Here is an 18268-nt window from a genome sequence, read left to right as displayed (position 1 = left end):
TTAGCCTGCCTTACGGGCTGGCGCGGCTTTCGCTTTTGCTTTCGGGGAGGCCTTAGGTTTCGCCGCTTCCGCGCTATCATTGGCGGCAGAGCCGGACGGCTCTTTCAGGCTGGCGCGCAAGGCATCCATGAGATTGACCACCTTGGCCGCCGGACGCTCTTCGGGGATGACCGGTTCCCGGTTTTCGATACGGGAGTCTACAAGCTCCCGCAGGGCATCGCTGTAGCGATCGTGGAATTCTTCCGGTTCGAAATCGCCGACCTTGCGCTTGATCAGTTGTTTGGCGAGGTCTTTTTCGTCGCCATCAACCGAGACGGTCTTGATATCGCCAAAGACGTAGCCGCTCTTCTTGATCTCATCGGCATAGTGCAAGGTTTCCAACAGCAGGCCAGGGCCGCATGGCTTGATGGCGCATAGGCGCTCGCTACCAGAAATGACGATTTGCCCGATGCCCATGACCTTCAGCTCACGCATCGAGTCGCGGATGACGCTAAAGGTAGCGAGGTCGCCCTTGCCCGATGGCGCCAGATAGTAGGGCGTGTCGAAATAGATGGCGTCCACGGCATCGTAAGGCACGAAACGTACCAGTTCCATGGCCTTGCTAGAGGCGATCTTCAGGTCCTTGATCTCGTCCGGCTCGAAGAGGATATATTCGCCTTTTTCGACCTCATAGCCCTTCACGATGTCGGCGCGCTCGACCTCGACCTCGCCGGCAACCAGCTTCTGGCGAACCCGCTCACCGGTTGGCTTATAAATTTGGTGAAAAGCAATCTTCTGGCCAGCATCCAGCGCGGTGAACATATCGACGCTCAGTGAGACCAGGGACACGCGGATCGTGCCGCTCCAGTAGGGGCGTATTGCCATGAGTAGCCTCGTTTCTTCGAGTATTGCGACTCACAGGGCTAACAGAGCGAACGTAAGTTTTCAGTTCGAATGCGTGCTGAGACCTGCCCCGTGCACCTGACCCGTTTTTTTCGGAAGTGGGTTCGGTTAGGCGTTAGCCAAATGTCGTTTCTGGAAGTCCGAGTCCGTTGCCCGCGTTGGTATCCCGAGCGCCGGTAGCCAGGTTTCCCGGTGGACGGTCCAGTTTTCATACTGGGGCGCAAACAGGCTCGTGTCGTCGAAGCTGCCGAGATTCAGCTCAATCTCAGTGCCGGCATCTTCCTGATAGCAGATCGGTGAGGCACAGGTCGCACAGCTCAGTCGCGTGGCGTGCTCGGAACTGCGCCAGGACTGCAACGCGCCGCCAATCAAGACATCTTCAAACTGGAAGACAACAAAAGGATTGAAGGCCGAACCATGCTTTTTGCGACAGGTCATGCAGTGACAAAGCCCGACACGGATCGGCTCCGCGATGGCTTCGAACCTGACAGCGCCGCAGGCACATCCGCCTTTTAGCGGCACCGGCAGTCCGTTCTGTGGATTTACATGGTCGGCTCTTGTCATGGCAAACGCACATCCGGAACCGATACGCTGAGCGTACTGGCTAAGGCCTCATGGCCCAGCGCCGCATAGGCGGCAGCCGTCGTAAAGCGTTCGAGGAGCTCGCAATAGCTGATCCGGCCCTTGTCCAGCCAGGCCAGATTAATCCTGACAAAAGCACCAACCGTGGCGACCTGGTAGTCTTCCCGCGCAGTCATACGCCAGGCGATGATCTCTATGATCTGAAGCGCCACGGCTTCGTCGCCGTCAGGGTCGCACAGAAACGCAGCCAGGTGGGCCGCGATTTCGCGGCGAAAACGATCCGAGCTGGTTTCGATAAACATGGGACCTCCAAGGGTAAGCGTAGAGCCAGACGCTAACACCCGCCGGATAAGGTCGCAGGCGGGAGGATCACACCGAACCGTAAAAGCGAGATGTGGCAAGACGTCGGAGGCTGTCCAGTGGTGGAAAAGCATAAGAGAGGCCTTGTTCCTTCGGTGCGCCTTCCGAATTGTCCGCTTACAGGCCTCTGAGGAATGCTTGATGCGTTATTTCAAAAGGATATCGCAATGAAAGTCGCCAAACTCGCCCTGACCGGGTTGCTCGTAGGCGTAGCCGCCGGCACCGTCGCGGCCCTCTATAGTAGTTCCCGGCGCCGAGCGGAGAACCAGAAGGTGCCCGATCCCAGCAAGGCCGTCGATCTCAATGCCTATGCCGGTCTCTGGTACGAGGTCGGTCGTTACGAAAATCCTTTCGAGGCCGGCTATGAAGGCGTCACCGATCATTATGCGCTGACCGAAGAGGGCGATATCAAGATCCAGGCGACCTTGCACAAGGACACGGCGGATGGCCCTGAGCGGAAAATCCCGAGCAAGGCAAAGGTCGTTCCTGGGAGCGGGAACGCCAAATGGAAGGTGTCTTTCTTCGGTCCGTTCTATCTGGGAGATTATTGGGTAATGGACCACGCAGAAGACTATACATGGACCATCGTCGGGGAACCGACGGGGAAGCTTCTGTGGGTGATGACGCGGGACCCGCACCCAGTCCTCGAAATCTGGTCCGTGTTGCAGCGGCGTGTCGCCGAACTGGGATACAACTGGGCGAACGTAAGGAAGGTCGCGCAGCCCGTTGAAGGCGTCGACACCGCCACGGAGGTTGATCGTGCAACGGAGTGATTGACGGTACTTATGGGTTGCTACGCTGTGACCACGAGAAACGCAGGTGAAACTTATGGCGGTGCCTTTACACTCAGCTGAGATATGGAGCTCCCGATGAAACGATCATTGACCAACCGCGCAACACAAGTCCTAGACTTGTTACCTTTTGCCCAGCTTCTAACCCGCCGGCCGCCCTCTGGCAAATTGCTGACAGCCGCCGCGTTGGTGAACAGCCCGATGGCCAACCGTTTGCCACCGCGCCTGGTAGGCTTCGCCAAGATCGCGGTGGCCGCACTGGCCGTCGGCTCTGTCATTGCCGGCGCCCGACAACGGCCCGGCTTCAAGTGGCACCAGCGCTAATCCGCGAGCGCTTTGGGTAAGGGGGCTATGGATGGGCCATATGCCAAATGAACAGCCACGGACAACCACACCTCGCACACCAAGCTACCTGAATTTCGATAAGGCGAGCTACGCCTGGGATCCTGAGACCGACTACCGGCAGCATCCGGAACTGTACCGCGTCGGCAAAGGGGAGCAGGGTGTGCTCATCTGCGAACCATATAAAAGTGAGCTCGTGCCGCTATGGCGGTTCCGCACCCCGGAAATTGCTGAAGACAGCAGTCGTCGAATCCTGGCGCAGTTTCATGTCTATTTGAAACGAGGGGAGTTTGTCGGCGCGGATATGGCGCGTAAGTTTCTACAGATGGGATATACCCGTGCGCGGCGCTACGCCAATTACAAGGGCGGCCGGAAATACGACAAGGCGAGCGGCCATGCGCTTCTGGAACGGGGTACAGGTGACCCGATCAAGGCTGAGAGCGCAGCCGTATTTTACAAAAAATGGCAGGAGGCGGAAGCCGAACCTGCCTATGCCGAGAAGAAAGCAAACTGGAAAAAAGCGATTGGCTGAACGGATACTTCGCCGTGCGAACTATCCATATTCCATCCTTATTTGTGGTTAACTACCCTTAAACGAATAAGGTCAAAGATTCGGTCAACGAGTTGAACCCGGCGGATCACTCTCAGCATATGCAGCCGCAAAACGCGAGTAGAGGACGCCAATTATGTTCGCCGAAATCATGCCCGACTATTCCCGAAAAGCCCCGCGCCGTGTTCTGGTCGTGGACGACAACGAGCCGTCTGCCATGACTCTGTCCTGGGCGATGGAGCTATACGGTTGCGACGTACGGACTTGTTTCGACGGGCGCTCCGCGGTCGCGGTCGCGCACGATTTCCAGCCGGAAATCGTGCTTCTCGATATTGGCATGCCCATAATGGATGGCTACGAGGTCTGCCGTCAGCTTCGTCGGGATCCGGTTCTGACCGATACGCGGGTTGTCGCGCAGACAGGGTGGGGCGATACAGAGACGCGCAAGCGCACGGCCGAAGCCGGTTTCAACGATCACCTGACTAAGCCTGTCGACTTAGGGGCACTCGCGAAACTCCTGGAACTTGCGTAAGCGCTTATGGCCACGAATTGCTGTAGGCGCAAAACCGAAGCGCGCACGGAATCGCACAGAGAACCGAGAGGGCGAGGCGTAGCCAACTTCGAGTGCGATGCGATCAACCGGGTAATCTGTGCTCTGCAACAGAGACAGCGCTGCGGACATGCGCGCGTCAATCAACAACTCCGTAAACCCCGTGCCCTTATCCGACAGCGTGCGTCGCAAAGTCGCTTCACTGACGATTAAGCGTGAGGCAACGGCCTGGAGTGTCCAGGGATGACCGGGATCGCTCGCAATAAGAGTGCTGACGCGGTCAGTCAAAGTGATATCCGATGAATGGTCGATGCGGATGCCGAGATGACCCAGCCAGTAAAGAACCTCCTCCATGCGATGTAAGGCGATAGCGTCGGGGAGTTTGGGATCGCCAATGCTCAGATGGGCCCGCTGCAGGGCATCGGTCATTTCTGGCTGGAGCATAATCGCCTGAGGCGTTGACCTACTATTCTGTGCGGCTGTCGTGCGACGGCGGTCCAGGCTGGCTGGCGTCCAGGCAAGCCAAAAGGCTTCATAGGCGCCACCCGGTGCCGGCTCATTGATCACGTCGTACCGCCCTTTTGAGAGCCAAACGGCTTCTCCCTTGCCTGCCCGAATGTGGCCGCCGTCCCAGTGCACCGTCTTGTGACCCTGCTCGACCACGATCAGCGAGGGCTGAAGCACAAGCAGACTGGAAATCCTGACGTCAAGATCCTGGCGAACCGTGGCAGTGGCGCCGACATCGGGGCGCTGCCAAATCCGGCGTTGATAGGTGTCCGATGTGATGTCTGGAAGAGGGGGCATGATGCACATTACCCTGTTGTCATTGGTAAAGACCATGGGATGTGGCCCGATTTGCGCGATTCAGCACGAAAAATGCACTTCAACGCACATCTATGCGCATCATTATGTGCCAAGGTGAATAAAATCAGGAGTTTGATATGCGTTTTTCTTTGGTAATAGCCCTAATGCTGAGCGTCTGCGGCCCCGCAGCCGCTAAACCCTTTTCAGTGGCGAGCCCGGACATTGTCAACGGCGCTCCGGCAGCTTCGATGGTTCTCGCGCAAGGCTACGGGCTCGGCTGTGAGGGCAGCAACCGGGCGCCGGTTTTGACCTGGAGCGATGTACCCGCCGGCACGCTGAGCTTCCTGGTGACACTATATGACAAAGACGCACCAACGGACGTCGGTTTCATGCACTGGGTCGTCGCCAATGTGCCGGGTAACGCTACCGGGCTTTCAGAAAGTGAACTGCCTTCCGGCGCACTGGAACCGCGCACCGATATGGGAAGGCCGGGCTATGTCGGTATCTGTCCGCCGGTCGGAAGCACCCACGCATACCTGCTGACCGTCAAGGCGCTAAATATCTCCCATCTTCCAGTCGACGCCAGCACAACGCCAGCGCTCGCTGGCTTTCTGGCGCACGAGCACGTCATTGGCACAGCCACCTTGCGCTTCAATTACGGTCGTTGACGGAAGGGGAGAGCGGGCCGGGTAGGGAATGTCCACTTGGAGGAAACATGAAGGTAGCGTTTCTAGGCCTTGGATTGATGGGCGAGCCGATGGCGGCGAACTTGCTCCGATCCGGTGTCGCCTTGAGGGTATGGAACCGGTCGGCACCGGCGGCTCAGCGCCTGGCGGCGCTGGGAGCGCAGGTTATCCCATCCGCCACGGAGGCGATGAGCGCCGCAAGGGTCGTAATTCTGATGCTGCGAAACAGCCAAGCAATCGATGAGGTGCTGGGCCGCGATACCGACTGTTTTCAACGCCACGTCAGCGGGCGCATCCTGGTCAATATGGGAACCGTCGCACCTGACTATTCAGCCGCATTGGCACGGGATGTGGAGGCAGCGGGGGGACATCATGTCGAATGCCCTGTTTCCGGTTCGCGGGGGGTGGCCGAACGGGCGGAACTCGTGGCGATGGCCTCCGGTGTCGACGCTGTCATTGCCGAAGTTCAGCCCCTTATCCTGAAAATGGCCAAGGATATGTATCCGTGCGGGCCGGTGCCGGGGGCGCTCCGTATAAAGCTGGCGGTAAATCTATTTCTCATTACGCTGGTGACGGGGTTGGCCGAGGCCGTCAACTTCGCACGATCGGTCGGTCTGGATGCTGATCTGTTCCGTACCATTCTTGATGCCGGACCTATGGCAAGCGCCGTTTCGCGAGGCAAGCTCGCTAAGGTGGTCGCCAACGACTTAACCGCCCAGGCGGCCATCAGCGACGTGCTGCAGAATTGTTGTCTGATCCAAAGCCTCGCCGAGTCGAAAAACTGTGCCACCCCCTTGCTCGATGCCGGTCAGGGCCTGTTGAAAAATGCCGTCGAAATGGGCGAAGGTGGGACGGACATGATCGGGGTAATCGCCGCCATTGCGCGGACGAAGCGCCTGAAATAAGGGAGACACTGTATGAGTATCGATCCGAAAGCGTTCGCAGAGGATTGGGCCGCCGCCTGGAATGCCCACGATATTGAGCGCGTGCTGGCGCATTTCCATGAGGATGCCACCTTCACCTCGCCGTTTGCGAGACGAATCCGCCCCGACAGTGGTGGACGGTTGCAGGGTAAAGCTGAAATTCGGGAGTATTGGCGTGCGGGCATCAAGGCGATCCCGGACCTGCGCTTCACCGTTGAGGCCGTGTTCGCCGGCGTCGATCACATCGTGATCCTTTATATGAACCAGGCGGGCGTACGCGTCAGTGAGATTCTTCGGCTTAAGGATGATCGTGTCATCGAAGGCCACGGCACTTATCCGCCGGACGTCGTCAATCCGACGGGTGCCGCGTGATAGAACCAGAAGACAAGCCGTCGAAGGCTATCTCCGATGCCACTCCGGTTGCGGTCGTCGCTGCAAACGTGCCGGCCCGCGTGCGGCCTTCGAACTATCCAGAGCCCTTTGCCTCGCGCATGGCCGGGCGCACGAAGCGGCAACTGGGCGATGTCTTCGGGCTTGGTAATTTCGGCGTCAATCTGACGGAACTGCAGCCGGGCGCTATATCGGCTTTACGCCACGCCCACTCTAAGCAGGACGAGTTTGTCTATATCCTTGCGGGCTTCCCAACGCTATTTACGGATGCGGGTGAAACCCCGTTAGGTCCGGGCCTTTGCGCGGGCTTCAAAGCCGGGACGGGCAATGCCCACCATCTCGTCAACAATACCACTGAGAAGGTGACCTATCTGGAAATCGGAGATCGCAGTCCAGGTGACGAGGGCACTTATCCAGATGACGACTTGAAGGCCGTCCTCACAGACGGCCTGTGGCGTTTCGTTCATAAGGACGGATCCCCATATTGACAGGACTTTGAGAGATCGGTGCACACAGCGGGTGACAGATAACCATTCCCAATTGATTCATAACCCGAAGCACTGAAAACTGGTGTGCAGTTTCAACATCAGGCCTGAATCAATCCGTGGACCTATCCTATCGACAGATCGGTGCGCTGCCCTACCGCCTGACCCCCGCAGGTGAGCGGGAGGTTCTGCTGGTTACGTCGCGGGGGACGCGCCAATGGATCATCCCGAAGGGATGGCCTATGGACGACTTTACCGACCCGGACGCGGCGGCGCGGGAGGCCTATGAAGAAGCCGGCTTGATTGGTGAAATCGCAACAAAGCCTGTCGGCACCTTCACCTACATGAAGCAACCCAAGGGCGCCGAGGCACCGGCGGAGATCGTGGTTGACGTCTACCCGATGCGCATCGACCGGCAATTGGCTTTCTGGCCGGAAGCCAGTCAGCGGCAAACCGCCTGGATGTCGCCGGCGCTCGCCCACACGATGGTCAGTAACCCGACCCTGCGTATGCTCTTGGCAACCTGGTCAGCCGATCCAGACAGCTAGGCCTGGTGAGCTTGACATCGTGTCAGCGGGCAGACCTGTTCTTGCGTTAGGCTCGCCTGACCAAGCGCACCAGTAACAGCAATACGATCGCCCCACCGGTGGCCGTGATGATCGAAGCAATTATGCCGCCGCCTATATGAATTCCCAAAACGCCGGCCAGCCAGCCGCCGATGATGGCGCCCACGATGCCCACGACGATGTCGCCGACGAGACCAAAGCCGCCGCCCTTGACGACGGCGCCGGCCAGCCAGCCAGCGATTGCGCCCACTACGAGCCAGATAATAAGGGTTTCTACGCTCATAGGATTATCCTGAATGAGGATCTGCCAGTACGGCGGATCGGAAACCTAGGCATACAGGTCTCTGAATGACTGACCAAATACGCCTTCCTTATGTTTTGCCGGTCGCGGGTGGCGGTGTCGGTGACGATTACGCGCTTGAACTTTTTCGCTCAGGGGTTGATAGGTTGGAAAAGATGGATGGGGCACGGCATGGCTGACGGGGAAAATCTGGTATCTATTCGCGAGCGCCTTCTCAAGGAGCGGCACGCGCTCCTCGACCTCTCCACCCGCAATCGCCTCCTCAATGTACCGCTCCGCACACGGAACAACCGCGCCATCGAGATCGTCGATGAAAAGGCGGTGGAAGTCTTCCGGACCTTGAGTGACGGCAAGAGCATGACCTTCCTGCCGGGCGTACAACTGAGCGCGGAAGATCGGGCTGAACTGGACGAGGATGATACCGAAACCGGCGGCATTCCGCAGCCGGAAGACGATAAGCTCGACAGTTCCGGAAAAGCGTCTCGGCATACGGATTTGAGATTGCAGACCCGTCTGACCTCGGAAGGTCTGCAGAAACGCCTGTTCGATGTCTGGTATGATGCCCAGACCCTGGAGCAGGAGCAGGGCGTCAACATCCTATATCTCGCCGTGGGTTTACTGCGCTGGTATGACGCCGACAATTCCGAGCTGGTGCGTCATGCCCCGCTCGTTCTGCTCCCGGTCCAGTTGGAGCGGTCGAGTGCCGCCGACAAATTCAAGCTCAAATGGCGGGACGAACCGCCATCCCCGAACCTGACCCTTCAGGCCAAAATGAAGGCTGAGTTCAGCCTAATCATCGAGGATTTCAAGGACGAAGACGAACTGGACCTGGCGGGCTATTTCGCGCGCGTTGCGGAAACCGTCTCCAGCAAGCCCACATGGCAGGTTCTGCCCGATGCCATGGTGCTGGGTTTCTTCTCTTTCTCGAAGTTCCTGATGTATCGGGACCTCGACCCTGACAATTGGCCAGCCCAGGACAGCATCGAGGACAATGCGCTGATCTCGGCCTTGCTGCGCGACGGCTTTGAAGCCTCTGAGCCGCTCATTTCGGATACGGCCGCCATTGATGATGCGATCCGTCCACTGGAATTGCACCATGTCGTTGACGCCGATAGCTCCCAGACCGTCGCGATTGCCGAGGCCGCCGGCGGGAGAACCCTGGTCATCAAGGGACCACCGGGAACGGGCAAGTCACAGACCATCACCAATATTATCGCAGCGGCCGCGGCGCGTGGCAAGAAGGTCCTGTTCGTGTCGGAGAAGATGGCCGCGCTCGATGTGGTCCACCGGCGCCTGAAGGCTGTTGGCCTGGGGCCGCTGACGCTGGAGCTGCATTCGAACAAGATCAACAAACGGGCCGTGCTGGAAGAACTGAAGCGCACACGGGACGGGGCCTTGCGTCCGGCGCGCGGTGATCTGACGGTCATTCAACGCCTGACGGATACCACGGAGACCCTAAACACGTTTGCCGGCCGTCTGCACGCCCCCTTGTTACCTTCAGGCATCGCACCGCAGCGGCTGCTCGGTCGGCTTGCCAAATGGGAAGAGGCGGGGCGTCCCGGTGAAGGGCTCGCGCTGCCAACAGCCGGAGACTGGTCGACGGAAGACGTGGTGTCACGCCGCGCCATTGCCGTCGAACTGGCGGAGCGGTCGCGCGACCTAGGGCCCATTCCCCAGCATCCCTGGCGCGGTGTGGGCGCGGACGCTTTCGATCCGGCAGAACGCGATCAGGTGGTTACGGTCATCAAGGAAGTCGATGCCAATCTGCAGACGGCACTGGCGCAGGGGGCCAAAGCGTCGCTCCACTTCGGCGCCCCCGATGTGAAGGTCCTGGGGGACCTGCAGACTGCGAGCGACTATCTCCAACTGAGCACCGTGCCGAGCCGGGTGGACCGTTCGGCGCTGGCGCATCCCGGTTGGCGCCAGCCTAAAACCATTTCAGCCTTGCTGGACGCGGGCCGTCGTCTGGCCGACCTGCGCACGCAGGCGCGGGGCGTCTTCAATGACACGGGCCTGTCGGCACCCTACGGCGCCATCCGCGAAGATCTCGTTGTCAAAAGCCGGAACCTGTTTCGATTCCTGGATGGCGCATTCAAGCGAAACATAGCTTTGCTGCGCTCCTATGTGACAGGCGTCTTACCGGCAACGCCGGAAGACCGCCTACGTATCGTCGATCTGGCCATCGCCCTGCAGACGGCGGAGACCGATTTCTCTGCCCTGGCGCGACACGGCGAGGTCTTTGGCAGGCGATGGGACGGGGCGAGCAGCGACTGGACTGAACTGACGGCTATCGCCGACTGGCGGTTTGACCAGCCGGATCTACCCGAGGCCACTTGGTCGAAGCTGGCGATGATGGGCGATGCCGAGGTCGTCGCTGCCGATCAGGCGCGGGAGGTTCTATCGGTAAGTCTGAAAGGGTTTACCGACGCCTATGCGCGCGTTGTCCGTCAACTGGCGTTGAGCGATCCGCAAATCGACCCGTCGGGTGCGGTTGAGGTCTCAGCCTTGCAGACGCGCCTAGCGGGCTGGATGGGTCATGTGGAAGCGCTCAGTCGCTTTATTGCGTTCGCGGCCCGAGGCAGGGCACTGGCGGCTATGGGGGTTGGCACGGTGGTGGAGGCCATACACCGCGGCGACCTCCAGGGCCCTGACATTGTCAGCGCTTTTGACGGCGCCTACACCAATGTCCTGCGCGGGGAACTGTTCAAGGCCTGGCCAGAGTTGAAGGCCTTCGACGGCGAAAATCAGAACCGGCTGGTGACGCAATTCCGCCAACTGGACACAGCGCGCATTGAGCTGGCCAAGGAACAGATCGCCCTGCAGCATGGCGAGGGACGGCCCAAGGGCGCCGCCGGCATCGGTCCGCTCGGTGTCCTGAACGCGGAAATGGCGAAAAAACGCAGCCACCTGCCGATCCGTCTGCTCCTCGAAAAGGCGGGGCCGGCGATCCAGCAATTGAAGCCCGTCTTCATGATGTCTCCGCTATCAGTGGCGCAGTTCCTGAAACCCGGCACCCTGGACTTTGACCTGCTGGTCATGGATGAGGCCAGCCAGATCGAGCCAGTAGATGCCCTGGGCGCCATCGCACGGGTCAAGCAGTTGGTCGTTGTGGGCGATGAACGTCAGTTGCCCCCGACCTCCTTCTTCAAGAAGCTGACTGGCGAGGAAGAGCCCGAAGACGACGATGCCATCACCATCCAGGCCAAGGACGCGGAGAGCATTCTTGACCTGTGCCTCGCTAAGGGCGTGCCGCACCGCATGCTCAGTTGGCACTACCGCTCGAAGCACCAGTCGCTGATCGCTGTCTCCAACCGCGAATTCTACGAGAACCGTCTGTTCATCGTGCCCAGTCCCTATGACGCCGTCGCCGGCATGGGCCTGAAATTCCATTTGATGCGCGACACGTTTTACGAACGCGGCGGCACCCGTACCAATCCGCTGGAGGCCAAGCGCGTTGCCGAGGCGGTGATCGCGCATGTCCGCCAGTTCCCGGAACAGAGTCTGGGCGTTGCGACCTTCTCGGTCTCGCAACGCCAATGTATCCTGAAGGAACTGGAATTGATGCGGCGCGCTCATCCGGAACTGGAAGAGCACTTCAGCGCCAGCCGCAACGAACCGTTTTTCGTCAAGAACCTGGAAAACATCCAGGGCGATGAGCGAGATGTCATCTTCATCTCGGTCGGCTATGGCAAGACCAAGGAAGGCTATCTCGCTCATTCGTTCGGTCCGTTGAGCGGTGAGGGCGGGGAGCGCCGGCTGAACGTCCTGATCTCGCGCGCCAAGATCCGTTGCGAAGTCTTCTGCAATTTCACCGGTGGTGACATCGACCTCGAACGGACGCGCTCACGCGGTGTCGCGGCCCTGAAGCTATTCCTGACCTTTGCTGAAACCGGCCATTTCGGGCAGGGGGAGGCCCTGGATGCCGATTACGACAGCGAGTTCGAACAGCAGGTCTGCGAACGTCTCACGGCGCTGGGCTATGACGTGAAAGCCCAGATCGGCGCCTCCGGGTTTCGCGTAGACCTGGCTGTGGCCGATCCCGACAAGCCGGGGCGCTTTGTCCTGGGCATCGAATGTGATGGCGTCCAGTACCATTCCTCACGCTCGGCCCGTGACCGCGACCGTCTGCGCCAGCAGGTTCTGGAGGCGCACGGCTGGATTATTCACCGCATCTGGAGCGCCGACTGGTATCTGCGTCCAAGCGAAGAACTGAAAAAGGTTGAAGACGCGATCGCGGCGGCGCGGGCCGAGTGGCGGGAGCGCGACGAAGAGGGCTACCGCGCACAGCAGGCCGTACCCGTCAGTTTTGAATTCCATCAAGACGGTGAGGGCGACGTCGTGACGCCTGTGGTTGGCGCTGTCGCCGCTGTTGACGCACGTATGCCCTACCTGGAGGCCAGCTTTCCGGTAAACCTGTCGGTCGAGCCGCATGATGTGCCGTCTGGTCTGATGGCGGACTATGTGTTGAAGATCGTCGAAGCGGAAGGCCCAATTCACGAGGACGAAGTGGCGACACGTATCCGGATGCTGTGGGGGCTGCAACGCGCGGGCAACCGGATCCGGGGCGTGGTAGCAAGCGCGGTGCGTCTCAATGTCGCCCGCGGATTGATCAAGGCTGAGGGCGAGTTCTATTCCCTCCCAGATCAGGAGGTGGCGGTCAGGGACCGCTCGCAGGTCGCGTCAGCCAGCCTGCGCAAATCCGACATGTTGCCGCCCGCCGAAATCCAGGCCGCCATTCGCAAAGTCATTACAGAGAACTTTGGCGCCAGCCGGTCCGAACTGGCCATGGCGGTCTCGCGCCTGTTTGGCTTCGCCGCGACGAGCGCCCAGCTGAAAGGCGTTATCGATCAGGAAATCGATACGCTCCTGGAGAACGGCACGCTTGCGGAAAAGAACGGTCTGATCGGGTTCGTTGCGTAATCGGCAAACGACACCCCATCTCAGCGCTCTGTCGCGTGAAAATATTATTCGGCGTCTGTGTCCAGCAGGTCCAGGAATTCCGGATCATTGGCTTCGGCCAGTTCGCGCATGTCGCAAAGATCCGAGGCCGCTTCATCGGGATTAAGGTCGTCGGTCTCGATCCAGCGCAGGAGGGTCATGACATAGACTTCGATGCGTTTGTCTTCGTCTGCGGTCAGGTCCATCCCTTGGGCCGCTTCGCCCAGGAAGGTCATTAACTGCTGCGCGGCCACGCCGCGCTCCAGCTGACCTGTCTTGTAATGCTCTAATAGCTGGACGATGGCGTTGGCGCCGGCATCTACGTCAAGATCGATCATGGCTGAAGCTCCGTTAAGCCGGCAGTCTGTGTCTGCGAGTGACATCTGAGTTTTGAAGACGCAGACATCAGGAAATCATACGTTCCATAAACTTACGCCACCTGATGAATCACGCCCCCGCGACGCATCGATCGTTGATCTCTGACGCGCTATGCACAAGGCCTCAGTATTGCGTGGAGGTGGCCGTGAAGTCCCTTTTTGTTTTTTCGTTTGGCGCTTTGGTGCTTCTGGCCTCCCCCGTCGCCGCAAAAGGCACCGCGGACGCAGATCAGGCCGCACGCGCGATCGCCCGGCAGACCATCCAGTTGCAGGATCGCGATCACGATGGCCGCATCAGCCTGAAGGAAAGCGCAGGGGCCGCCCTGAGCATGTTCTATTCGATTGATACGGACCAGAGCCAGTTGATCAGCTCGGCCGAAATGGTGCACGCGACCATGACTGATGTCGCCGCTCTCAAAGTGTCCAATTCAGCGGATCAGACGGCTGCGCTTGTCGCATCGCGATTCGAGGTGATGGATATGGATGGCGATGGATCGATCAGCCTGCCGGAAATGCTGGCCGTGATGCAGACGGTGTTCGACACAGCCGACGCGAATGCGGACGGGTTTGTGTCGCAAAATGAACTTGTGGCATTGGCAACCGATCGGAGCGCAGTGGCGCAGGGCCGATAACTGCCGACCTGACCCAACCGTCAGCCCAATTCCTGAGCCAAACCAACAAGAATGCCTTCCGGCCCGCGAATATAACAAAGGCGATAGACGCCTTGGTAGTCGACGACTTCGCCTGTCAGTTCAGCACCACGATTTTGCAGTCTTTTGAGCGTTTCATCGATGTCGTCGACCGCAAACATCACACGCAGGTAACCCAGGGCGTTGACGGGCGCTTTGCGGTGATCCGCGATGGTCTGCGGCCTGAGAAAGCGGGAGAGCTCGATCCGGCTGTGGCCATCGGGCGTGCGCATCATGGCAATCTCCACATGCTGGTCACCCAGCCCCGTGACGCGCCCGGCCCATTCGCCTTCAATCGTGGCCCGCCCCTCGAATTCCAGGCCGAGCTCGCGAAAGAAATCGATCGCTGCATCGAGATTCTCAACGACGATACCAACATTGTCCATGCGTTTGACTGTCATAGGTAAAGCTCCAACCCGCCGTCTTGGCGGCCGATTCATAAATCGGGATATTCTTGAAGTCACCTGTTTTGCGCTTATATTCGTGTTAACGTTCAACAAGCGAAAGGAGGTGGTCCAATGTCTCATTGTCAAATGCCGCAAGCGGCAAGCTATATGAGCACGGCCTTCATCGCAGGGGGCCAGCGCTTTTAAGCTGTCCGCGTGCATTGCTAGACAATGGAAGGGCCGCCCATCGGGCGGCCCTTTTGCATTTAGAGACTTGGCGGTGATGGCCTTCACGGCGTGGCAGGCCTAAGCGGCTTGACGCAGGTTATCCGTGGTCTCTTGGACGCGATCCGTTGCGGCCGTGACCGATTGGGTCGCGGTTTGCCAGATCGTCGAATAGAGGGTTGCGGCGGCGGCCAGGTTGCGCTGGAACTGCGTCAGCACATCGCTTTGAAAGGCGATCAGGTCCTTGGCGGTGCGAACCTGGAACGCTTGTTGGGCCAGGGCATTCATTTCCGACACGGATTGGCTATAGGCATCGGTAATGGTCTTGTTGATATCGACCAGTGAGGACAGGGCGCGCTTGCCCGTATCGCTTGCGGCGGCCGTGCCCGATTGCAGGGCATCAGACGCGCGGTTTGAAAAGTCATTTGCGGTCGTCTCGATCGTTTCCGCACCTTGCTTGGCGAAATCGGTGGCCTGTTCAAGCGTGGCTTGCGCGTCGGTCTTGGTGCTGTCGATGAAATGGGGAGCGGTATCGGACATGGGTATCTCCTGGTAAAACGCCTGCGTGACACAACAGGCCAATGGCGAAGTTGGTTCTAGCATTCTGTGCAATAATGGCGTGGCAGGCATTGTTCGCAGCTGCACAAGGAATGCGTAAAGGCGTGGATCCTCGGCTCAGGAGTTTACTGCGCGCGGAAAAAAAAGGGAGGCAATTAGCCCCCCCTTTAAGACCTAGTCGGATACTATAGGACGCGGTTATGCGGTGGTGGCGCGACTCCGGCTGCGTACCGCGGGCAAGGGGCTGAGGCCGCGCGCGATAGCTTCTTTCGTGACGGCATCGGCAGCAAAAAGCAATTCGGTCGCGCGTGTAGTGAGGCGTTGGACATGTGCTTGTGTCTGCTCAGTCAACTCTTCCCCGCGATCCAGGTCCGTGCGGACTGTCAGGAAATGGGGGTTCGCGGAAGTAAACATACGTGCCGTCTCTCCGTAAAAATGCAGGGCGGCGTCCTTGCACGCCGCCAGCTTGGCATCGAGCACAGGGTCTCTGAACTCAAAAGTCGGTCCATCCCATCCCGCTACGAAGTCATTGATCGGATCGAGATGCGATGTCTGGAGCGGAATATAAAAGTTATGAGCACGCAGGAACTGTGTTTCAGCCGCACCGAAAACTTTGTTGAAGCGACGAAACAGACGAATGTCATGTTCGGCAAGGGGTTCGGTAGCCTTGATCGCTAGCAAAGCCTTAATCTGTTGGCCTTGCTCGGTAATCGTCCGATGCGGAACCGCAATCATGGCCTTCCAAAGGAAAACGGCGATGAAGATGACCGGAACTGCGACAATAGCGGTTACAGCAGTATAAGAGATACTACCTGTCAAATACCATGTCAGGGCCCCGCCAATAGCCGGTACAAGCAATGCCCACAGCATTGCCAACAGCGAGTGCAGGCGCGCTTCTGGAAGGGTTTCCATAAACGCGGTTTGAAGAAGTGAGGAGTAGGTGTTTTTTGTCATTTTGACCTTTCAAAAATATGAGTAAGGCCGTCGGTTGGATTGAATTTAGAACGTTGAAATTTTTAGAAATATCAGGCGTTTAGAATACTTCGTGACCCGGCGGTATATGTGGTCGCGGAATTACAACCACCTCCCACATTAACACTTTTTTAACAAAATGTCAAGCTTTTTCACATTTATGCTTGACTTTAAATCGTTAATGACGCATGCGCGCGAGAATGTGACGGCCTGCTATAATTACTTTCCGACACGCAAGTCGCTGAAGTTGCGAATGATATTTGCCGATCACGTCAACCGGGTTTCCACAACGCAACCGATCCCGTTATGCGATAGCACAGTCGCGAAGGCGGTCGCGTAGGCAATCGCTCGATCAACGGACTGGCTAGAAACGCGAGCGCTTATACGGGCACCCGATTTGTAGTGGCGGCTGGCGTGCCCAGTATCCATAGCCCATTTACCAAATCCGCCCTTCGTATCAAACACTCTAACCGCGGCATGACCGCACATGCCCTCCATTTCAATGCCAAATCCGCGAATAGCCATCGGCGTGGGCACTGCGGAGGTCGCGGCCATGCAACCAGCCTCACTAGCCAGCGCAAATATCCCTTCCCACCTAGCGTCGCCGACAACTTCGGCAGGTAGCACTGGCGGCGGTGTTCCAAGCACAGGAGCGTCCGGCCGTTTGCCAGGAAATGCTGTAGAGAAACTGGGCAAATTGCCCGGCTTCATAATCCAGTTTGTCTCCACGTAAACGGTTTTCCCATTCCGTCCGACAATCGGCATAGTGGCATTAAACTTGACACCAGAGCCTGTTTCCCATTTCTTGACGTGTACCTGGACAAGGTCAGATTTGAGCAAACCGTCATGGAATTGTGCGGCCAAATATCGCCAATCGTTTGGGCCAATATCCAACTGTTCACGGAAAAATTTTGCTTTAGATGCGCCGTCGTCGCTCTCGCTGTCTAACAAGTACTTTTTGAATTTGTTTTCAGGTAGGATGGCTTCAAGCGGAATTTCGGCGCCTGGAGTGAGACCAATCGAGAACGAAGACTTCGTCGACGAATATTGCTGCGACCGTGCTAGTGCTGCCAGAACTTTTTCCTGCAAACTGAATGTTTTTTTGCCTTCATACCGATCAAGTGTCAGTTTGCCACGGGCAGATAGCTCGGTTGGAATTTTCAACGCCGGTTGAAAGTTGCGCAGATCCCCATATGGTACGACGCGAGACCCGTTAGGCTTGAATGCGGTCGCCTGGGAAAAGAAGATCACGTCCTCTCCCTCTGAACTTAGTTCCGTAATAACTTGGCCACCGACGATTGCGGCATCTTTGATGAGGAAGTCGACGTAAAGCTTTCGCTGCAAGGGGTTGGCTAAATCGATCTCAACATACCCTAGGTACCCGGCGGTGGCGCGGAGTATCTTGTCCATCGCAACAGCAAAATCTCGTGTAAATGTCGGTAGAAAGATGCAATGCGCCCCGCCCATGCCAAAAATGATTGGAAAGTCTTCCTGATCGACCGAGTGTGCTTGGCAAGCCAAAGCGTCAGCAAAATCCCAAACTATCGTGCGCAAAAGGTCCGGATCGCTAGATTGGGTGTAACTGTAACCCCCACGAACTTCGTGGACTGCTGTCACCTTTGTAGCCAAGTCGCTCACCAGAGCGTCACCACGGTAGACGGCAGTGTGGCTTTCACCTACGGGATCCACAGATGAAAGGGCCTGAAGAAAAGCAGCGTCGAAATGCCCGCCGTACCAGTCGGGGACGCCAGAAGCAAAGCTGTTAAACATGAAGACGATGGGGACGCGCATTGGCCCTCAAAGATATCTGGCTACTTTCGGGACGCACGGAAGCTGTATTGTCGCATTGTTAGAGCTGCACAGGAAGCTCCAGTTTGAAAAGGGGGGGCAAAAAAAGTGAACGATAAGGTG

At 58.2% G+C, this 18268-nt stretch carries 21 protein-coding genes; 11 read left to right on the top strand and 10 right to left on the bottom strand.

Annotated features, from left to right (window positions below):
- From ku to BLO49_RS02410, 3 genes are all read right to left on the bottom strand, one after another.
- Nucleotides 1-864 carry a non-homologous end joining protein Ku gene (gene ku / locus BLO49_RS02420; protein WP_090643731.1) on the bottom strand — a complete coding sequence of 288 codons (864 nt, stop codon included), beginning with the start codon at nt 862-864 and terminating at the stop codon, nt 1-3.
- A gap of 126 nt (nt 865-990) precedes the next feature.
- Nucleotides 991-1446 (bottom strand): GFA family protein, encoded by a 456-nt coding sequence (locus BLO49_RS02415; RefSeq protein ID WP_090643728.1) that lies wholly within the window; start codon nt 1444-1446, stop codon nt 991-993.
- Nucleotides 1443-1766 carry a hypothetical protein gene (locus tag BLO49_RS02410; RefSeq protein ID WP_090643725.1) on the bottom strand — a complete coding sequence of 108 codons (324 nt, stop codon included), beginning with the start codon at nt 1764-1766 and terminating at the stop codon, nt 1443-1445. Before BLO49_RS02410 ends, BLO49_RS02415 begins: the two co-directional genes overlap by 4 nt.
- A gap of 225 nt (nt 1767-1991) precedes the next feature.
- Here BLO49_RS02410 and BLO49_RS02405 point away from each other — a divergent pair, with 225 nt between their 5' ends.
- The 4 genes from BLO49_RS02405 (at nt 1992) to BLO49_RS02395 (ending at nt 4039) form a co-directional block, all read left to right on the top strand.
- Complete coding sequence (locus BLO49_RS02405) at nt 1992-2597, top strand: lipocalin family protein (RefSeq protein ID WP_090646006.1); 606 nt, start codon at nt 1992-1994, stop codon at nt 2595-2597.
- A 96-nt stretch (nt 2598-2693) separates the two neighbouring features.
- A complete protein-coding gene (locus tag BLO49_RS18105) occupies nt 2694-2939 on the top strand; it encodes a hypothetical protein (RefSeq protein WP_139159601.1) in 246 nt (81 codons plus the stop codon).
- A gap of 31 nt (nt 2940-2970) precedes the next feature.
- Nucleotides 2971-3489, top strand: coding sequence for a DUF4385 domain-containing protein (locus tag BLO49_RS02400; protein WP_220083688.1), 519 nt, complete (start codon nt 2971-2973; stop codon nt 3487-3489).
- Between the two features lie 154 nt (nt 3490-3643).
- Complete coding sequence (locus BLO49_RS02395; RefSeq protein WP_090643723.1) at nt 3644-4039, top strand: response regulator; 396 nt, start codon at nt 3644-3646, stop codon at nt 4037-4039.
- On the opposite strand, the gene BLO49_RS02390 is transcribed toward BLO49_RS02395, so the two are convergent.
- Nucleotides 4004-4897: a helix-turn-helix transcriptional regulator gene (locus BLO49_RS02390; protein ID WP_090643720.1), complete on the bottom strand. Its 894-nt coding sequence runs from the start codon at nt 4895-4897 to the stop codon at nt 4004-4006. The genes BLO49_RS02395 and BLO49_RS02390 overlap by 36 nt on opposite strands.
- Nucleotides 4898-5109: 212 nt before the next feature.
- Between BLO49_RS02390 and BLO49_RS02385 the strand changes: the two genes are divergently transcribed.
- The 5 genes from BLO49_RS02385 to BLO49_RS02365 all read left to right on the top strand — a co-directional run bounded on the left by BLO49_RS02385 (nt 5110) and on the right by BLO49_RS02365 (nt 7893).
- Nucleotides 5110-5529: a YbhB/YbcL family Raf kinase inhibitor-like protein gene (locus BLO49_RS02385; RefSeq protein WP_245678831.1), complete on the top strand. Its 420-nt coding sequence runs from the start codon at nt 5110-5112 to the stop codon at nt 5527-5529.
- Between the two features lie 47 nt (nt 5530-5576).
- Entirely contained in the window at nt 5577-6452 is an 876-nt protein-coding gene (locus tag BLO49_RS02380; protein ID WP_090643715.1) for an NAD(P)-dependent oxidoreductase, read from the top strand.
- Nucleotides 6453-6464: 12 nt separating this feature from the next.
- Entirely contained in the window at nt 6465-6842 is a 378-nt protein-coding gene (locus BLO49_RS02375; RefSeq protein WP_090643712.1) for a nuclear transport factor 2 family protein, read from the top strand.
- Nucleotides 6839-7348 carry a cupin domain-containing protein gene (locus BLO49_RS02370; protein WP_281187177.1) on the top strand — a complete coding sequence of 170 codons (510 nt, stop codon included), beginning with the start codon at nt 6839-6841 and terminating at the stop codon, nt 7346-7348. Before BLO49_RS02375 ends, BLO49_RS02370 begins: the two co-directional genes overlap by 4 nt.
- Before the next feature lie 116 nt (nt 7349-7464).
- A complete protein-coding gene (locus tag BLO49_RS02365) occupies nt 7465-7893 on the top strand; it encodes an NUDIX hydrolase (RefSeq protein WP_170828171.1) in 429 nt (142 codons plus the stop codon).
- A 46-nt stretch (nt 7894-7939) separates the two neighbouring features.
- Here the strand turns inward: BLO49_RS02365 and BLO49_RS02360 are convergent, their stop codons facing one another.
- Nucleotides 7940-8194: a GlsB/YeaQ/YmgE family stress response membrane protein gene (locus tag BLO49_RS02360; protein ID WP_090643707.1), complete on the bottom strand. Its 255-nt coding sequence runs from the start codon at nt 8192-8194 to the stop codon at nt 7940-7942.
- Between the two features lie 189 nt (nt 8195-8383).
- On the opposite strand from BLO49_RS02360, the gene BLO49_RS02355 reads away from it, so the two are divergent.
- Nucleotides 8384-13132 carry a DUF3320 domain-containing protein gene (locus BLO49_RS02355; protein WP_090645995.1) on the top strand — a complete coding sequence of 1583 codons (4749 nt, stop codon included), beginning with the start codon at nt 8384-8386 and terminating at the stop codon, nt 13130-13132.
- Between the two features lie 44 nt (nt 13133-13176).
- Here BLO49_RS02355 and BLO49_RS02350 read toward each other — a convergent pair whose 3' ends face one another.
- Complete coding sequence (locus BLO49_RS02350) at nt 13177-13488, bottom strand: hypothetical protein (RefSeq protein WP_090643706.1); 312 nt, start codon at nt 13486-13488, stop codon at nt 13177-13179.
- A 185-nt stretch (nt 13489-13673) separates the two neighbouring features.
- Between BLO49_RS02350 and BLO49_RS02345 the strand changes: the two genes are divergently transcribed.
- Complete coding sequence (locus tag BLO49_RS02345) at nt 13674-14159, top strand: EF-hand domain-containing protein (RefSeq protein ID WP_170828170.1); 486 nt, start codon at nt 13674-13676, stop codon at nt 14157-14159.
- A gap of 20 nt (nt 14160-14179) precedes the next feature.
- Here the strand turns inward: BLO49_RS02345 and BLO49_RS02340 are convergent, their stop codons facing one another.
- The 4 genes from BLO49_RS02340 to BLO49_RS02325 all read right to left on the bottom strand — a co-directional run bounded on the left by BLO49_RS02340 (nt 14180) and on the right by BLO49_RS02325 (nt 18148).
- Nucleotides 14180-14617, bottom strand: coding sequence for a VOC family protein (locus BLO49_RS02340; RefSeq protein ID WP_090643700.1), 438 nt, complete (start codon nt 14615-14617; stop codon nt 14180-14182).
- Nucleotides 14618-14908: 291 nt separating this feature from the next.
- Nucleotides 14909-15367 carry a phasin family protein gene (locus tag BLO49_RS02335; protein ID WP_170828169.1) on the bottom strand — a complete coding sequence of 153 codons (459 nt, stop codon included), beginning with the start codon at nt 15365-15367 and terminating at the stop codon, nt 14909-14911.
- A gap of 216 nt (nt 15368-15583) precedes the next feature.
- Entirely contained in the window at nt 15584-16339 is a 756-nt protein-coding gene (locus tag BLO49_RS02330; protein WP_090643696.1) for a hypothetical protein, read from the bottom strand.
- A gap of 285 nt (nt 16340-16624) precedes the next feature.
- Complete coding sequence (locus tag BLO49_RS02325; protein WP_090643694.1) at nt 16625-18148, bottom strand: DUF6883 domain-containing protein; 1524 nt, start codon at nt 18146-18148, stop codon at nt 16625-16627.
- Between the last annotated feature and the right edge of the window lie 120 nt (nt 18149-18268).

The organism is Asticcacaulis taihuensis (assembly GCF_900100255.1).
In the GTDB taxonomy this organism is placed as follows: Bacteria; Pseudomonadota; Alphaproteobacteria; order Caulobacterales; family Caulobacteraceae; genus Asticcacaulis; species Asticcacaulis taihuensis.
Note: the sequence above shows the minus strand (reverse complement) of the source record. Positions and strands in the feature narration are given on the sequence as shown.

Coding starts and splice junctions, on each gene's coding strand:
- ku (WP_090643731.1), bottom strand. CDS start 864: ATGGCAATACGCCCCTACTGGAGCGGCACGATCCGCGTGTCCCTGGTC.
- BLO49_RS02415 (WP_090643728.1), bottom strand. CDS start 1,446: ATGACAAGAGCCGACCATGTAAATCCACAGAACGGACTGCCGGTGCCG.
- BLO49_RS02410 (WP_090643725.1), bottom strand. CDS start 1,766: ATGTTTATCGAAACCAGCTCGGATCGTTTTCGCCGCGAAATCGCGGCC.
- BLO49_RS02405 (WP_090646006.1), top strand. CDS start 1,992: ATGAAAGTCGCCAAACTCGCCCTGACCGGGTTGCTCGTAGGCGTAGCC.
- BLO49_RS18105 (WP_139159601.1), top strand. CDS start 2,694: ATGAAACGATCATTGACCAACCGCGCAACACAAGTCCTAGACTTGTTA.
- BLO49_RS02400 (WP_220083688.1), top strand. CDS start 2,971: ATGGGCCATATGCCAAATGAACAGCCACGGACAACCACACCTCGCACA.
- BLO49_RS02395 (WP_090643723.1), top strand. CDS start 3,644: ATGTTCGCCGAAATCATGCCCGACTATTCCCGAAAAGCCCCGCGCCGT.
- BLO49_RS02390 (WP_090643720.1), bottom strand. CDS start 4,897: ATGGTCTTTACCAATGACAACAGGGTAATGTGCATCATGCCCCCTCTT.
- BLO49_RS02385 (WP_245678831.1), top strand. CDS start 5,110: ATGGTTCTCGCGCAAGGCTACGGGCTCGGCTGTGAGGGCAGCAACCGG.
- BLO49_RS02380 (WP_090643715.1), top strand. CDS start 5,577: ATGAAGGTAGCGTTTCTAGGCCTTGGATTGATGGGCGAGCCGATGGCG.
- BLO49_RS02375 (WP_090643712.1), top strand. CDS start 6,465: ATGAGTATCGATCCGAAAGCGTTCGCAGAGGATTGGGCCGCCGCCTGG.
- BLO49_RS02360 (WP_090643707.1), bottom strand. CDS start 8,194: ATGAGCGTAGAAACCCTTATTATCTGGCTCGTAGTGGGCGCAATCGCT.
- BLO49_RS02355 (WP_090645995.1), top strand. CDS start 8,384: ATGGCTGACGGGGAAAATCTGGTATCTATTCGCGAGCGCCTTCTCAAG.
- BLO49_RS02350 (WP_090643706.1), bottom strand. CDS start 13,488: ATGATCGATCTTGACGTAGATGCCGGCGCCAACGCCATCGTCCAGCTA.
- BLO49_RS02340 (WP_090643700.1), bottom strand. CDS start 14,617: ATGACAGTCAAACGCATGGACAATGTTGGTATCGTCGTTGAGAATCTC.
- BLO49_RS02335 (WP_170828169.1), bottom strand. CDS start 15,367: ATGTCCGATACCGCTCCCCATTTCATCGACAGCACCAAGACCGACGCG.
- BLO49_RS02330 (WP_090643696.1), bottom strand. CDS start 16,339: ATGACAAAAAACACCTACTCCTCACTTCTTCAAACCGCGTTTATGGAA.
- BLO49_RS02325 (WP_090643694.1), bottom strand. CDS start 18,148: ATGCGCGTCCCCATCGTCTTCATGTTTAACAGCTTTGCTTCTGGCGTC.